Source organism: Xanthomonas sp. 3307 (assembly GCF_014199735.1).
GTDB lineage: Bacteria > Pseudomonadota > Gammaproteobacteria > Xanthomonadales > Xanthomonadaceae > Xanthomonas_A > Xanthomonas_A rydalmerensis.
Genome location: NZ_JACHOG010000004.1, coordinates 47,306 through 61,669 on the forward strand (window position 1 = coordinate 47,306; position 14,364 = coordinate 61,669).

Annotated in this window: 14 protein-coding genes and 1 pseudogene; 4 read left to right on the plus strand and 11 right to left on the minus strand. The window is 69.6% G+C overall.

Annotation, left to right across the window (positions count from 1 at the left end):
- Nucleotides 1-126: 126 nt before the first annotated feature.
- From hslU to GGR64_RS11595, 9 genes and pseudogenes are all read right to left on the minus strand, one after another.
- Nucleotides 127-1,494 carry an ATP-dependent protease ATPase subunit HslU gene (hslU, locus tag GGR64_RS11555; RefSeq protein WP_048491054.1) on the minus strand — a complete coding sequence of 456 codons (1,368 nt, stop codon included), beginning with the start codon at nucleotides 1,492-1,494 and terminating at the stop codon, nucleotides 127-129.
- 99 nt (nucleotides 1,495-1,593) lie between these two features.
- The gene (hslV, locus tag GGR64_RS11560) at nucleotides 1,594-2,145 is read right to left on the minus strand and encodes an ATP-dependent protease subunit HslV (protein WP_048491055.1); all 552 of its coding nucleotides are present in this window, start codon (nucleotides 2,143-2,145) and stop codon (nucleotides 1,594-1,596) included.
- Between the two features lie 48 nt (nucleotides 2,146-2,193).
- Complete coding sequence (locus tag GGR64_RS11565) at nucleotides 2,194-2,424, minus strand: DUF3079 domain-containing protein (RefSeq protein ID WP_184645970.1); 231 nt, start codon at nucleotides 2,422-2,424, stop codon at nucleotides 2,194-2,196.
- A gap of 109 nt (nucleotides 2,425-2,533) precedes the next feature.
- Nucleotides 2,534-3,394: pseudogene (xerC, locus tag GGR64_RS11570) on the minus strand (tyrosine recombinase XerC); the annotation flags it as partial.
- A gap of 146 nt (nucleotides 3,395-3,540) precedes the next feature.
- Nucleotides 3,541-4,206, minus strand: coding sequence for a DUF484 family protein (locus GGR64_RS11575; protein ID WP_184447217.1), 666 nt, complete (start codon nucleotides 4,204-4,206; stop codon nucleotides 3,541-3,543).
- A complete protein-coding gene (gene dapF, locus GGR64_RS11580) occupies nucleotides 4,203-5,057 on the minus strand; it encodes a diaminopimelate epimerase (RefSeq protein ID WP_184645972.1) in 855 nt (284 codons plus the stop codon). Before dapF ends, GGR64_RS11575 begins: the two co-directional genes overlap by 4 nt.
- Nucleotides 5,050-5,301 carry a lipoprotein gene (locus tag GGR64_RS11585; RefSeq protein ID WP_017914634.1) on the minus strand — a complete coding sequence of 84 codons (252 nt, stop codon included), beginning with the start codon at nucleotides 5,299-5,301 and terminating at the stop codon, nucleotides 5,050-5,052. The genes dapF and GGR64_RS11585 overlap by 8 nt, the downstream gene beginning before the upstream one ends.
- A 61-nt stretch (nucleotides 5,302-5,362) precedes the next feature.
- Nucleotides 5,363-5,743 carry a YbaN family protein gene (locus tag GGR64_RS11590; protein ID WP_184645974.1) on the minus strand — a complete coding sequence of 127 codons (381 nt, stop codon included), beginning with the start codon at nucleotides 5,741-5,743 and terminating at the stop codon, nucleotides 5,363-5,365.
- Nucleotides 5,744-6,043: 300 nt separating this feature from the next.
- A complete protein-coding gene (locus GGR64_RS11595) occupies nucleotides 6,044-8,134 on the minus strand; it encodes a S9 family peptidase (protein ID WP_184645976.1) in 2,091 nt (696 codons plus the stop codon).
- A 449-nt stretch (nucleotides 8,135-8,583) separates the two neighbouring features.
- On the opposite strand from GGR64_RS11595, the gene GGR64_RS11600 reads away from it, so the two are divergent.
- Nucleotides 8,584-9,795: a pyridoxal phosphate-dependent aminotransferase gene (locus GGR64_RS11600; protein WP_160969745.1), complete on the plus strand. Its 1,212-nt coding sequence runs from the start codon at nucleotides 8,584-8,586 to the stop codon at nucleotides 9,793-9,795.
- Nucleotides 9,796-9,833: 38 nt separating this feature from the next.
- The gene (locus tag GGR64_RS11605) at nucleotides 9,834-10,316 is read left to right on the plus strand and encodes a GNAT family N-acetyltransferase (RefSeq protein ID WP_184645977.1); all 483 of its coding nucleotides are present in this window, start codon (nucleotides 9,834-9,836) and stop codon (nucleotides 10,314-10,316) included.
- Nucleotides 10,317-10,449: 133 nt separating this feature from the next.
- On the opposite strand, the gene GGR64_RS11610 is transcribed toward GGR64_RS11605, so the two are convergent.
- A complete protein-coding gene (locus GGR64_RS11610; RefSeq protein WP_184645979.1) occupies nucleotides 10,450-12,555 on the minus strand; it encodes a prolyl oligopeptidase family serine peptidase in 2,106 nt (701 codons plus the stop codon).
- A gap of 67 nt (nucleotides 12,556-12,622) precedes the next feature.
- On the minus strand, nucleotides 12,623-12,922 hold the full coding sequence (locus tag GGR64_RS11615) for a hypothetical protein (RefSeq protein WP_184645980.1): 300 nt from the start codon (nucleotides 12,920-12,922) through the stop codon (nucleotides 12,623-12,625).
- A gap of 167 nt (nucleotides 12,923-13,089) precedes the next feature.
- Here GGR64_RS11615 and GGR64_RS11620 point away from each other — a divergent pair, with 167 nt between their 5' ends.
- The gene (locus GGR64_RS11620; protein ID WP_237475431.1) at nucleotides 13,090-13,635 is read left to right on the plus strand and encodes a lipocalin family protein; all 546 of its coding nucleotides are present in this window, start codon (nucleotides 13,090-13,092) and stop codon (nucleotides 13,633-13,635) included.
- 236 nt (nucleotides 13,636-13,871) lie between these two features.
- A complete protein-coding gene (locus tag GGR64_RS11625) occupies nucleotides 13,872-14,288 on the plus strand; it encodes a helix-turn-helix domain-containing protein (protein ID WP_160969735.1) in 417 nt (138 codons plus the stop codon).
- Nucleotides 14,289-14,364: the final 76 nt, after the last annotated feature.

Genomic DNA, 14,364 nt, shown 5'->3' on the forward strand with positions numbered 1-14,364 from the left:
ACCGGGAAGGCTCTTAGTCGCGGCTGACGCCGCTCCTACGACGCGCGCGATGTAGGCGCGACGTAGGGATCAGGTGCACAGCGGCAGGCGCAGGTAAGGCGCCTGCCGCTTTAGATCGCGCTGGCGTTACAGGATGTACCGGCTCAGGTCCGGATCCTGCACCAGCTCGCCCAGGTGCGCATCGACATAGGCCGCGTCCACGGTGACGCTCTGCCCGTCGCGGTCCGGGGCTTCGTAGCTCAGCGTGTCGAGCAGGCGCTCGAGCACCGTGTGCAGGCGCCGCGCACCGATGTTTTCCTGGCGCTCGTTGACCAGGAAGGCGATCTCCGCCAGGCGCGCGATGGCGTCGTCGGTGAAGCGCAGGCTCACGCCCTCGGTCAGCAACAGCGCCTCGTACTGCTTGGTCAGCGCCGCCTTCGGCTCGGTGAGGATGCGGATGAAGTCGTCCTTCGACAGCGCCGACAGCTCCACCCGGATCGGGAAACGGCCCTGCAGCTCCGGGATCAGGTCGCTGGGCTTGGCCAGGTGGAACGCGCCGGAGGCGATGAACAGGATGTGGTCGGTCTTGACCGTGCCGTACTTGGTGCTGACGTTGGACCCTTCCACCAGCGGCAGCAGATCGCGCTGCACGCCCTCGCGCGAGACGTCGCCACCGGTGGCGCCGGCCTCGCTGCGCTTGGCCACCTTGTCGATCTCGTCGATGAACACGATGCCGTGCTGTTCGCAGGCTTCGATCGCCGCGGCGCGGACATCGTCCTCGTTGACCAGCTTGCCGGCCTCTTCCTCGATCAGCAGCGGCCGCGCGGCCTTGATGGTCAGCTTGCGCGACTGCGACTTGCCGCCACCCAGGTTGGAGAACATCTGCCGCAGCTGCTGGCCCATTTCCTCCATGCCCGGCGGGGTCATGATGTCCATGCTGACGTTGACCGCGACATCCAGCTCGATCTCGCGCTCGTCCAGCTCGCCGGCGCGCAGCATGCGCCGGAACTTGCTGCGGGTGTCGTTGTCCTGCGCCGAGGGTTCGTTGCGCGCGGCTTCCGGATCGAAGCCGATGCCGGCGCTGCGCCGCGGCAGCAGCGCATCCAGGATGCGGTCCTCGGCACGCTCCTCGGCCTGCGTGCGCACGCGGGTCTTGGCCTGCTCGCGGTACAGCTTGACCGCGGTGTCGGCCAGGTCGCGCACGATCTGCTCCACGTCCTTGCCGACGTAGCCGACCTCGGTGAAGCGGGTCGCCTCGACCTTGACGAAGGGCGCGTTGGCCAGCGTCGCCAGGCGCCGCGCGATCTCGGTCTTGCCGACGCCGGTGGGGCCGATCATCAGGATGTTCTTCGGCATCACTTCGTTGCGCAGCGCGTCGGGCAACTGCATGCGCCGCCAGCGGTTGCGCAGCGCGATCGCCACCGCGCGCTTGGCCTCGTGCTGGCCGACGATGTGGCGGTCCAGCTCCTGCACGATCTCGCGCGGGGTCATGGTGGAAGTGTCGGGATTGGGCATTGGGGATTGGGGATTCGTAAAAGCGGAGGAGGAATGATCGATGCGTGGCCGGAGACCGGGAGGGAGTCGCTCAGCGAATCCCCACTCCCGACTCGCGAATCACAGCTCTTCGACCACCACGTTGCGATTGGTGTAGATGCAGATGTCGCCGGCGATGTTCAGCGCTTCGGTGGCGATGGTGCGCGCGTCCAGCGTGGTGTGGCCGAGCAGCGCGCGCGCCGCCGACAGCGCGTAGGAACCGCCGGAGCCGATGGCGATGATGCCGTCCTCCGGTTCGATCACATCGCCGGTGCCGCTGATGATCAGCGAGGTCTCCTTGTCGGCCACCGCCAGCAGCGCCTCGAGCTTGCCGAGGCGGCGCTCGGTGCGCCAATCCTTGGCCAGTTCCACCGCGGCGCGGGTCAGCTGGCCGTGCTTCTCCAGCTTGGCCTCGAACAGCTCGAACAGGGTGAACGCATCGGCGGCGGCGCCGGCGAATCCGGCCAGCACCTGGCCCTCGCGGCCGAGCCGGCGCACCTTGCGCGCGTTGCCCTTCATCACGGTGTGGCCCAGGGTCACCTGGCCGTCGCCGGCCACGGCGACGCGGCCATCGCGGCGCACCGACAGGATCGTGGTGGCGTGGAAAACATTGGGGTTCTGACTGGGATCCATGCGGCCTCCGGAGCGATGACTCAGGTGTGGGGGCTGGCGACGCGCGGTTCAAGCGTCGCCGTGCGAGGACGGGTCGTCGCCGAGCCGGGCATGCGCCGGCCGTGCCGGATCGGCGGCGATGCCCCACGCGACGTGCCAGTCCTCGCCCTGGGTTTCGATCCGGTGCAGGGTGCGCCCGGCGCCGTTGCCGCAGGCCAGGTCGTGCGCGGCGCAATAGCGGTCGCAGCCCCAGCACAGCCGTTCGGGATGGCGCGGCGCCAGCGGAAAGGGTTTGGCCATCGGGAAGCCCTCGCGACGTGGGAGGGCAGTGTCGTCCTGCGTGCGCCGGCGCGCCTTGATCCAGAACAAGCGCGGGTGCGGCAGCGGCCGTGCGACCGCGATTCCGCGATCAGGACTTGCGCTTGGCCCGCGGGTGCGCCGCGTCGTAGACCTTGGCCAGGTGCTGGAAGTCCAGATGCGTGTAGATCTGCGTGGTGGCGATGTCGGCATGGCCGAGCAGTTCCTGCACGCCGCGCAGGTCGCCCGAGGATTCCAGGATGTGGCTGGCGAAACTGTGCCGCAGCATGTGCGGATGCACGTGCTTGAACAGGCCCTGGCGCCCGGCCAGTTGCTTGATCCGGATCTGCACTGCACGCGCGCCGATCGGCGCCCCGCCGCGGCCCGGGAACACCGGCGCGGCGGCCTCGCCTTTGCTTTCCTCGCGCCACGCCAGCAGCGCGGTGCGCGCATGCGAGCCGACCGGCACCAGCCGCTGCTTGTTGCCCTTGCCCAGCACGCTGACCATGCCGGCGACGAAATCCAGATCGCGCCAGCGCAGCGCGCACAGCTCGCTCAGGCGCAGGCCGGAGGAATAGAACAGCTCCAGCAGCGCGCGGTCGCGCAGGCCCAGCGGCGCATCGGTCGGCACTTCGACCAGGCGCACCGCCTCGTCGGCGTCGAGCACCTGCGGCAGCTTGCGTGGTGCCTTCGGTGCGCGCAGAGCCGCGGCCGGGCTGGCGGCGATGTGGCCGTGCTTGAGCAGCCACGCGTAGAAGCTGCGGCACGCCGACAACCGCCGTTGCAGGCTCTTGGGCGACAGCCCGCGACGGTGCTCGGCGGCGATGAAGTTGCGCAGTTGCGCGGCATCGAGCGCGGCCGGCTCGCCGAGCAGGTTGGCTGCCGCCCACGCCTCCAGCGCCGCCAGGTCGCGCCGGTACGCATCCAGGGTATGCGCGGACATGCGCCGCTCGACCTGCAGGTAGGCGAGGAACCGGGACTCGGGACTCGGGACCCGGGACCCGGAAGAAGCGGCCTCGCTTGCGGTGCCGGCAGTGCCCTGCCCGGCCTGACGATCGGCAGCGCCGGTTCCGGCGCTGTCCCGGGTCCCGGGTCCCGGATCCCGAGTCCCGGCCCCACTCATCGCTGCAACGCCACCGCCAGCGCCTCGCCCATCATGCGCAGGAACAAGGTGCCCATGCCGGGATAGAACCGGTTCGGGTCGCGGCTGCCGACCGCGATCAGGCCCAGGCCGGGCAGCGGCAGCAGCGCGGTGGATTGCACCTCGTCCACGCGCTCGCCGTACAGCAGCGCCTGCTTTTCCGGTTGCAGGCGGCCGCAGATCGGCTCGCCGTCCTTCAGGCAATCGCGGAACGGCGCCAGCCGCGGATCGTCGGCCGCCAGCACCTGCAGCCACGGCGCCTGCTCCAGGCCGGGCAAGGGCTGCAGCAGCACGATGCTGACCAGGTCGCCCTGGAAATCCTCCTGCAGCGAGGCCGCCATCGCGCGCACGCTGTCGGCCGCGCTGCGCTGACGCATCAGCGCCAGGGTCAACTGATGGGTGCGCACCGCCAGCCGTTCGTTGACCTGCGCATTGGCGGCCAGGTCGGCCAGCCGCCGCGACAGCTCGCGGTTCTTGTCGCGCAGAACTTCCAACTGGTAGCTGGCCAGCGACGCGGTGGGGCCGTCGTCGCGCGGCACCACCAGGGTCAGCGCCAGATCGGGAAACTGTTTCAGGAAGCCGGGATGGCGCCGCAACCACGCCGCCACCTCATGCGCACCGAGCTTGTCGTGGCTGTCGCTCATCGGATCCATTCTCCATCGAAGACGAACGTCGCCGGCCCGGACATCACCACCGGTGCGGTGTCGTCCGGCCACTGCACGCGCAGCTCGCCGCCAGGCAGGCTGACGCGTACGTCGCGCTCGACCCGTCCGCGCTGCATCATCACCGCCGCCGCCGCGCAGGCGCCGCTGCCGCAGGCCAGCGTCTCGCCGACGCCGCGCTCGTACACGCGCAGGCGCAGGTGGCCACGGTCGATCACCTGCACGAAGCCGACGTTGACCGAATCCGGGAACGAGGCGTGCTGCTGCAGCAACGGGCCCAGGCGGTCCACCGGCGCCGCATCGACCAGGCCCACTTCCAGCACCGCGTGCGGGTTGCCCATCGACACCGCGCCGAAACGCACGCTCCCGCCCTGCAGCGGCAGCACGTACTCGTCGCGCGCGCGCGGAAAGCCGACCAGCGGCACGTCTTCCGGCGCGAACCGCGGCACGCCCATCGCCACGGCGAATTCACCGTCGGCGCTGCGGGTGATGTGGTGGCTGCCGGCGGGGCTTTCGATCACGAAGTCCGCGCCGCTGGCACTGCCGTCGCGTACCAGCCAGGCGGCCACGCAGCGCGCGCCGTTGCCGCATTGCCCGGCGGCGCTGCCATCGGTGTTCCAGATGCGATAGCTGGCGACCGCCGCGGCATCGCGCGGCGGTTCGATGGTCAGGATCTGGTCGCAGCCGACGCCGAAGTGGCGGTCGGCCAGGCGGACCGCCAGTGCGGCGTCCGGCGGCGGGGTGCCGTCGCGCAGGTCGAGCACCACGAAATCGTTGCCCGCGCCCTGCATCTTGCTGAAACGCAGGCGCGTGTCGTGGCGGGCCTCACTCATTCCCATTGGTGGGCATGGTGGTGTCGTTGGCCGGCGGGCGCTGCCCGTCCACCGGCTGCGCCTGCCCGGCGGGATCGGTGGTCGCCGGCGGCGTCGCGTCGGGCGCGGGCGTGGCGGGCGCGGCTTCCACCGGGACCGGCTTCTGCGGCATCACCAGCGGCCCCTTGTTGCCACAGCCGGCCAGTGCCAGCAACGCAGCGGCGGAGAGAACGAGACGGATCGGAGAAGAGGACGATGTGCTCATGCGCCGAGTATAGCCACACCGGCATGAACCGGCTGTGCCGCGCTCGCGCGCTGCGGCGCACTCACTCGCGCGGCGGTTCGGGCCGCCACCACAGCCACAGCGCCACCGCGCTCATGCAACCGATCGCCAGCACCTGCACCCACGGCCGGTGCACGAACAGCAGCAGCACCAGCGCGCACGCGGCCATGGTCAGCGTCGCCATCCACTTGCCGCGGCGGCTGACCGCGCCATACCGTTCCCAGTCGCGGATGCTGCGGCCGAAGCGCGGATCGCGCAGCAAGCGCCGGCGCAACCGCGGCGAACCGCGCGCGGCGGCGTAGGCGGCGATCAGCACGAACACCGTGGTCGGCAATCCCGGCACGAAGATGCCGACGATGCCGGTCGCCAGGCTGGCATAGGCCAGCAGCCACCAGGCCCAGCGGAAACGGGAGTTCGGACGCATCGCGCCATCATAAGCCCGCGCTGGCGCGCACTGGCGTCGACCCGACTATTGACGCGACCGCCGGACGCGTGCAGCAACGGCTGTAGGAGCGGCTTCAGCCGCGACGGGCGTTACCGGTAACGCCGTCGCGGCTGAAACCGTTCCTACGACCGCAGTCTTTCGTGGTCGCTGGAGCACACCGTTGGTCGCGAAGAAAGACGTCGCCGGCCGATCGGACTTCGGCGCAGCCGGGACCGGCGCCCATCCCGCACAACATCAGCGCCATCGGCCGGCCCGCAGGCCAGCCGATGCGCACCCCGCTCACTTGGCCGGCGGCTCCACGCCGAGCTGATCCAGCATGAAGGCATAGGACTCGGCCATTTCGCGGTAGCGACGGAAGCGGCCGGACTTGCCGCCGTGGCCGGCCTCCATGTTGACGCGGAACACGATCGGCTGGCTGCCGGTGTCGTTCTCGCGCAGCTTGGCCACCCACTTGGCCGGCTCCCAGTACTGCACCTGCGAATCCCACAGGCCGGTGCCGACGTACATCGCCGGGTAGGCCTGGCGGGTGACGTTGTCGTAGGGCGAGTAGCTGAGCATGTAGTCGTAGTACGTCTTCTGCTCGGGATTGCCCCACTCGTCGTATTCGTTGGTGGTCAGCGGGATGCTCGGGTCGAGCATGGTGGTGACCACGTCCACGAACGGCACCTGCGCCACCAGCACGCGGTAGTCCTTGGGCGCCATGTTCGCCACCGCGCCCATCAGCAGGCCGCCGGCGCTGCCGCCGGCCGCGGCGACGCGGTCCGGGGCGGCATAGCCCTGCTGCACCAGCCCGCGGGTGACGTCGATGAAGTCGGTGAAGGTGTTCTTCTTGTGCAGCAGCTTGCCCTGGTCGTACCAGTCGCGGCCCATTTCCTGGCCGCCGCGGATGTGCGCGATGGCGTAGACCACGCCGCGGTCGAGCAGGCTCACCACCGGCAGGTTGAACGCCGGGTCGGTGGACATGCCGTAGCTGCCGTAGGCGTACTGGTACAGCGCGGCGCTGCCGTCCTTCTTGAAGCCCTTCCTGTAGACCAGCGACACCGGCACCTTGATCCCGTCGCGCGCGGTCACCCAGACGCGTTCGGTCTGGTACTTGCTGGCGTCGTAGCCGATCACCGGCTGCTGCTTGAGCAGCTTGCGCTCGCCGGTGCGGGTGTTGAGTTCGTAGGTGGTGGCCGGGGTGGTCAGCGAGGTATAGCTGTAGCGCAGCCACGGCGTGTCCGCCTCGGCGTTGATCGACAGGCCCATCGAATACGCCGGCTCGTCGGCCTTGACGTATTCCTCCTTGCCGTCGGCGAAGTGCAGGCGGATCCGCTCCAGGCCGTCGGAGCGCTCGGCGATGGCGGTGAAGCCGTCGAACAGCTCGAAGCCGTCGATGAACACCTTCTCGTCGTAGGGCAGCCAGCTCTGCCACTGGTTACGCGAGGTGGCGCCGTCGGGCGCGGTCATCAGCGCGTAGTTCTTGGCCTTCCAGTTGGTGCGGATCACCCAGCGGCCATCGAAGTGGTCGGCGTGGTACTCGACGTCGCGCTCGCGCGGCGCCAGCACGGTGAAGCGCTGCGGATCGGCGGCCGGCGCGTAGCGCTGCTCGGAGGACACGGTGCTTTCGACGCCAATGACGATGTACTTGTCGTCGCGGGTACGGCCCACGCCCATGTAGAAGCTGTCGTCCTTTTCCTCGTAGACCAGCGTGTCCTGCGCGGCCGGGGTGCCCAGCACGTGCTTCTTGACGCGCACCGTCAGCAGCGTCTCCGGGTCGTTCTCGACGTAGAACAGGGTCTTGTTGTCGTCGGCCCAGACCACGTCCGGCGACACGCCGGGAATGCGATCGGCGTAGACCTCGCCGGTGTCCAGGTTCTTGAAGCGCACCACGTACTGGCGGCGGCCCACGTCGTCCTCGGTCCAGGCCAGGAGGCGATTGTCCTGGCTGACCGCCGCGTCGCCGACGCTGAAGTAGCCCTTGCCGGCGGCCATGGTGTTGACGTCGAGCAGGATCTCCTCCGGCGCCTCCATGCTGCCCTTGCGACGCGCCTGGATCGGGTAGTCCTTGCCGCTCTCGTAGCGGGTGTAGTACCAGTAGCCGCGCTCGCGGTACGGCACGCTGCTGTCGTCCTGCTTGATGCGGCCGACGATCTCCTGATAGAGCGTGTCTTCCAGCGGCTTGAGCGGCTTCAGCACCTGGTCCGCGTAGGCGTTCTCGGCATTGAGATAGGCCAGCATCTGCGGATTCTTGCGCGCGTCGTCGCGCAGCCAGTAGTAGGCGTCCTGGCGGACGGCGCCGAACGGCGCCTTGACCGCGTGCGGCTGCTTGGCCGGATGCGGCGGGGTCGCCGCGGCGGCGGAGGCGGAGGAAGCGAAGGAGGCGGTCATGAGCAGGACAAGGCTCGCTAGCAAGGGGCGGTGAGGCATCTAATGGGGCTCCGGCGGCGGTAACGCAACGGGACGCGTCGCCCAGGCCGGGCGGCGGCAGCGGGCGGGCGCCGCGCAGTGCCGGCCGAGTCTCCCTGCAACGCCGCGCCGTGGCAAGCATGTCGGGCAACGCGTGCGATGCGGCGTGGGATGCGGTGGGTCGGGCGACCTGCGGCGCGGCGATGGCATTGCGGCATACGACCTTTCGCGCAAAGGCGAATGGCGCCGTGCAACGAACGATAGCGCTCGCCGGGAAACGACGCCTGACGCGCCGACCGCCGTGTGCGCCACGCTGCACGACCGCTCCGCCCGGGTGCAGCGCACACGGTGTGTCGGCATGGCACAGCCGTTTCGCAGTCCGCTCGACATCGCTAACACGCGCGAAAGCACGCTCCTCTATCATCGGCGGCATGGCTTCCCTTCCCGGCGACACCTTCAACGCCTCGCCCGCCGCGCCTGGCTACAGCCAGCGCAGCCGCGAGATCGAACCCTTCCACGTGATGGCGCTGCTGGCCCGCGCCAACGAACTGGAACACGCCGGCCACGACGTGATCCACCTGGAGATCGGCGAGCCGGACTTCACCACCGCCGCGCCGATCGTCGCCGCTGGGCAGGCCGCGCTGGGCGCCGGCCATACCCGCTACACCGCCGCGCGCGGCCTGCCCGCCCTGCGCCAGGCGCTGGCGGATTTCTACCGGCAGCGCCACGATGTCGACCTGGACCCGGCACGCATCCTGATCACCCCCGGCGGCTCCGGCGCACTGCTGCTGGCCAGCGCGCTGCTGGTCGATCCCGGCCGCCACTGGCTGATGGCCGACCCCGGCTATCCGTGCAACCGCCACTTCCTGCGCCTGGTCGAAGGGTCGGCGCAGTTGGTGCCGGTCGGCCCGGACAGCCGCTACCAGTTGACCCCGGACCTGCTGCAGCGGCACTGGAACGCGGACAGCGTCGGCGCGCTGGTGGCGTCGCCGGCCAACCCCACCGGCACGCTGCTGTCGCGCGCCGAACTGGCGGCGCTGTCGCAGACGCTGCACGCCCGCGGCGGGCACCTGGTGGTGGACGAGATCTACCATGGCCTGAGCTACGGCATCGACGCGCCCAGCGTGCTCGAGGTCGACGACGACGCCTACGTGCTCAACAGTTTCTCCAAGTACTTCGGCATGACCGGCTGGCGCCTGGGCTGGCTGGTGGCCCCGCACGCGGCGGTACCGTCGCTGGAGAAGCTGGCGCAGAACCTGTACATCAGCGCGTCCAGCATCGCCCAGCACGCGGCGCTGGCCTGCTTCCTGCCGGAGACGCTGCAGATTCTGGAAGCGCGCCGCGCCGAATTCGCCCAGCGCCGCGACTACCTGCTGCCGGCGCTGCGTGCGCTCGGCTTCCGCATCGAGGTCGAGCCGGAGGGCGCGTTCTACCTGTATGCCGACGTGTCCGATTTCACCGACGATGCGCAGGCCTTCTGCGCGCACTTCCTGGAGACCGAGCACGTCGCATTCACCCCGGGCGTGGATTTCGGTCGCCACCGCGCGCGCCAGCACGTGCGCATCGCCTATACCCAGAGTCTGCCGCGGCTGGAACAGGCCGTGGCGCGGATCGCGCGTGGGCTGTCGCGCTGGCCGCGCTGAGGCGGCCAGCGGCACAGGAAAGCGACTGGAGCCCCCTCATGCTCACCTATCGCGAAGCCATCGCATCCGATCTCCCCGCGATCTGCGCGCTCGGCGAGGAAGTCAATGCACTCCATCATGCGGCGTTTCCCCAGGTCTTCGCCGGCGCAGGTGCCGCGGACCGCGATGCGACGCACTGGACGCGCAGCATCGGCCAGGACGATGCCACCACCTTCGTCGCCGAGGCGCAGGGCGTGCTCGTCGGCTTCGTCACGGTCGGCATCGTCGTGGAATCGCACTCATTGCTGCAGCCCATGCGCTTCGGCCGCGTGGGTAGCGTGGGCATCACCCGCAGCCATCGCGGCCGGGGCATCGGCCCGGCGCTGATGCAGCGCGCGCACGACTGGGTGGCGCGACGCGGCGGTGTCGAAATGCGTCTGAACGTCTGGGCCTTCAACACGCACGCGCTGCACGTGTATGAAGAACTAGGCTACGACGTGCGTTCGCTGACGCTGGTCAAGCCGTTGACCGACGACGTCTGAGCATCCACTGCGGCAACGCGGACAGTGCCGGCGCGTTCATTGATGCCGCGCATTGCGCGCGGCTCGACCGTTCACTGCCGAGACGCCAACCAGGCGATGATCCGCGCCCCGACCGGAACGCGGACCACACCACTCACTTGGACAGCCGCTCCCACAGGAAGCTGTACGCCAACGCCTGCATGTGCGCCGCCTGCGCGTTGTTGGCCGCGCCACCATGACCGCCTTCGATGTTCTCGTAGTAGGTCACGTCCTTGCCGGCGTCGATCATCTTCGCCGCCATCTTCCGCGCATGGCCCGGGTGTACGCGGTCGTCGCGGGTGGAGGTCAGGAAGATCACCGGCGGATAGGTCTTCTTCGGATCAAACAGGTGGTACGGCGAGAAGGTCTGGATGAACTTCCAGTCGTCGGTGTCCGGGTTGCCGTACTCGGCCATCCACGACGCACCGGCCAGCAGGTGGCTGTAGCGCTTCATGTCCAGCAACGGTACCTGCACCACCACCGCGCCGAACAGCTGCGGGTACTGCATCAGCATGTTGCCGGCCATCAGCCCGCCGTTGCTGCCGCCCTGCACGCCCAGGTGCTTGGCCGAGGTGATCTTGCGCGCGACCAGGTCCTGCGCCACCGCCGCCATGTCCTCGTAGGCCTTGTGCCGGTTCTGCTTCAGCGCCGCCTGGTGCCAGCGCGGGCCGTACTCGCCGCCGCCGCGGATGTTGGCCAGCGCGTACACGCCGCCCTGGTCGAGCCAGGCGCGGCCCAGGCTGCCCGAGTAGAACGGGGTCATCGAGATCTCGAAGCCGCCGTAGGCGTACAGCAGGGTCGGCGCGCTGCCGTCGGCCTTGAGCTGCTTGGGCCGGACCAGGAAGTACGGCACCTTGGTGCCGTCCTTGGACACGGCGAAGTGCTGCTCGATCGCATCCTTGGACGCGTCGAAGAAGCTCGGCATCGCCTTCAGGGTCTCGATGCTCTTCGGCCCGCGCTGCACGTCGGCCAGCATCAGCGTGGTCGGGGTCAGGAAGTCGGTGGAGGTCAGCCACACCTGGTCGTTCTCGTCGGCATCGACCGCGTCGACGCTGGTGCTGCCGAAGGCCAGGTCGCCGACCGGGAACGGCGCGCGCGCCCACTCGCCCTCGCCCGGGGTCAGCACCCACAGCCGGCTCTTGACGTCGTCGAGCACGTTCAGCACCAGCCGCGACTTGGTCCAGGCGAAGGACGCCAGCGACGCGGTCTCGGTCGGCGTGAACAGCACCTGGAAGGTGCGCTTGCCGGCCATGAAGTCGTCGAACTTGGTCGCCAGCAGCGCACCGGCCGGGTAGGTCGTGCCGCCCACCGTCCACGGATCGCGCAGTTCCAGGGTCAGCCATTGGCGGTGCACGCCCTTGTTGGCCGAGTTGGGCACGTCGATCTTGGTCAGGCGGCCATCGGCGCCGCGCAGGTACATTTCGTCGTTGTAGAAGGCCAGCGTGCGGCTGACGAAATCGCGCTCGTAGCCGGGCGTGTCGTCGTGCATCGCGGCGATGTACATGTCGTCCGGCTTGCCCTCGTAGACCAGCGTGGCGCTGCTCATCGGGGTGCCGCGCTTCCACTGCTTGACGACGCGCGGGTAGCCGGAGCTGGTCAGCGAGCCGGGGCCGAAGTCGGTGTACAGGTAGACGGTATCGGCATCGATCCAGCTCAGCCCGCCCTTGGCCTCGGGACGGAAGAAGCCGTCCTTGATCCACTGCTTGCTGCTCAGGTCGAACTCGCGGGTGACGTCGGCGTCGGCGCCGCCGCGCGACAGCGCGATCAGGCAGCGGCGGTACTCCGGGCGCAGGCAGTTGGCGCCATGCCACACCCAGTTCTCGCCCTCGGCCTTGTTCAGCGCGTCCAGGTCCAGCACCGTCTCCCACTTCGGCTCGGGCTTGCGGTACTCGTCCAGGGTGGTACGGCGCCACAGGCCGCGTTCGTGCGCGCGGTCCTTCCACAGGTTGTAGTAGTACGGGCCGATCTTCTGCACGGCCGGGATCTTGGCGTCGGAATCCAGCACCTCGCGGATGCCGGCCTCGCGGGCCTTGAAGGCGGGGGTGTCGGCCAGGCGCGCCTCGGTCTTGGCGTTCTGCGCCTTGACCCAGTCCAGCGCCTTGGTGCCGGTGACGTCTTCGAGCCAGGCGTAGGGGTCTTGGGGCATCGCGGTTTCCTTGGCCGCGGCGGTGCCGGCGGCGAGCAGGCCGGCGATCAGGCAGGCGTGTGCGAGTGAGGACATGGTTCGGATCCGGGAAGGACAGCGCCGCACCGTAGCACGCAGCATCGCCGCCCTCCCCTGCCGAAGGTCAGGCCGGGTGCGCGCTCCGCAGCGCCGGCCGGCGCCGCCGCGCCTGCGCCCGCGGCCGGGCCCGCCATTGCCCCCACAGGCGGCGCAGCGGCGGCAACGGGAAGCGATGCAGGGCCCACCAGGCGCTCAGCGGCATGCCCAGCAGCCACAGCGGCCGCCAGCCCAGCCACTCGCTGTGGCCGCGCGCGGCCGGCCACACCAGGACCAGGGCGAGCCCGGCCAGGATCGCCTGGCGCAGCAGGCGGCGCAGGCCGGGGTGCGGGAGGTGGGTGCGCGGGGACGACGGGACGATCGGCATGACGGCAGCTCCTGGAAGTCGAGGCGCGCAGGGTGCCGCCGCCACATCTCAGGGGCTGCGACGCACCATTGACATGGCGCACGCGCATACTTCATCGGCGTTCGCCCTTCGCCCCGGAATTCCCTATGCGCCTGCTTTCCCTGTTCGCTTCCGTGCTGCTGCTGGGCATGGCCGTCCCGTTGCCGACGGCCCGCGCCAAGGCGCCGGACCCGGAACAGGAGCCGGCGCAGCCGCCGATCGACCTGCAGCGCTTCATGGGTCGCTGGTACGTGATCGCGCACATCCCGTACTTCGCCGAGCGCGGCCACGTCGCCAGCAGCGACGAATACACCCTCGAGGAAGACGGCAAGATCGCGGTGCGCTACGAGTACCGCAACGGCTTCGACGAGCCGGTCAAGGAGCTCAAGTCGCGCGCCACGGTCAAGGAAGGCACCGGCAACCGCCGCTGGACCACCTGGTTCTTCAGGATGGTGCCCACCAAATACCGCATCCTGGAAGTGGCGCCGGACTATTCCTGGGCGCTGATCGACTACCCAGGCCGCGACCTGGCCTGGGTGTTCGCGCGCTCGCCGAACATGAGCCACAAGCAGTACCGCGAGCTGGTGGACAAGCTGGACCACCAGTACGGGGTCAATATCGACAAGCTCAAGCGCGTGGCGCAACACCGCGACCAGGTCGGCAAGCTCGGCTTCGAAGTGCCGAACAAGCCCTGAGGCGACTCACGACCAAGGCCGGTCGCGACGCGGGCGGCGGGCTGCGCTGCGGCAAGCCGGCGTGCTTATCCGTCATTCGGGCCGCATCAAGCAGCGGTACTGCCAGCACAAGCGCCATGAACGTCATGGCGCCACGGACGGCCTGCACTGAACCATCGATCATCCGTCGCTCAGCGAAGCGCCCGGCGCGGCCCGTATGATCGGGGCGCCCTCCCCCCCACAGACAGGTGCACCGCTTGGCCAGCGTCCTCTCCGACCCTCTCGACGAAGCACCGCGCGGCTGCGCGGACGCGACCCTGCTGCGCGGCCAGGTGTTCGCGCAGAACTGCCCGTCCCGCGCCGTGCTCAGCCATGTCACCAGCCGCTGGGGCGTGCTGGTGCTGGTGGCGCTGCGCAAGGGCACCCACCGCTTCGGCGACCTGCGCCGCAGCCTGGAAGGGGTCAGCGAAAAGATGCTGTCGCAGACCCTGCAGGCGCTGGAGGCGGACGGCCTGGTGCAGCGCACCGCCTACCCGGTGGTACCGCCGCACGTGGAATACGACCTGACCCCGCTCGGCGAGGAAGCGGCCGCGCACGTGCATGCCTTGGTGGACTGGATCGAACGCAATATCGGCGTGATCCTCGGCGGCGGCGCGCCGCTGGATGCGGCATAGAGCGCCCACATCCCGGCCGCGACGGGCATTGGCGGTAACGCCCCGGTCGCGACTGAAGCCGCTCCTACAACAGACG

Coding starts and splice junctions, on each gene's coding strand:
- GGR64_RS11585 (WP_017914634.1), bottom strand. CDS start 5,301: ATGAGCACATCGTCCTCTTCTCCGATCCGTCTCGTTCTCTCCGCCGCT.
- GGR64_RS11575 (WP_184447217.1), bottom strand. CDS start 4,206: ATGAGCGACAGCCACGACAAGCTCGGTGCGCATGAGGTGGCGGCGTGG.
- dapF (WP_184645972.1), bottom strand. CDS start 5,057: ATGAGTGAGGCCCGCCACGACACGCGCCTGCGTTTCAGCAAGATGCAG.
- GGR64_RS11600 (WP_160969745.1), top strand. CDS start 8,584: ATGGCTTCCCTTCCCGGCGACACCTTCAACGCCTCGCCCGCCGCGCCT.
- hslV (WP_048491055.1), bottom strand. CDS start 2,145: ATGGATCCCAGTCAGAACCCCAATGTTTTCCACGCCACCACGATCCTG.
- hslU (WP_048491054.1), bottom strand. CDS start 1,494: ATGCCCAATCCCGACACTTCCACCATGACCCCGCGCGAGATCGTGCAG.
- GGR64_RS11620 (WP_237475431.1), top strand. CDS start 13,090: ATGGCCGTCCCGTTGCCGACGGCCCGCGCCAAGGCGCCGGACCCGGAA.
- GGR64_RS11565 (WP_184645970.1), bottom strand. CDS start 2,424: ATGGCCAAACCCTTTCCGCTGGCGCCGCGCCATCCCGAACGGCTGTGC.
- GGR64_RS11610 (WP_184645979.1), bottom strand. CDS start 12,555: ATGTCCTCACTCGCACACGCCTGCCTGATCGCCGGCCTGCTCGCCGCC.
- GGR64_RS11615 (WP_184645980.1), bottom strand. CDS start 12,922: ATGCCGATCGTCCCGTCGTCCCCGCGCACCCACCTCCCGCACCCCGGC.
- GGR64_RS11595 (WP_184645976.1), bottom strand. CDS start 8,134: ATGACCGCCTCCTTCGCTTCCTCCGCCTCCGCCGCCGCGGCGACCCCG.
- GGR64_RS11605 (WP_184645977.1), top strand. CDS start 9,834: ATGCTCACCTATCGCGAAGCCATCGCATCCGATCTCCCCGCGATCTGC.
- GGR64_RS11590 (WP_184645974.1), bottom strand. CDS start 5,743: ATGCGTCCGAACTCCCGTTTCCGCTGGGCCTGGTGGCTGCTGGCCTAT.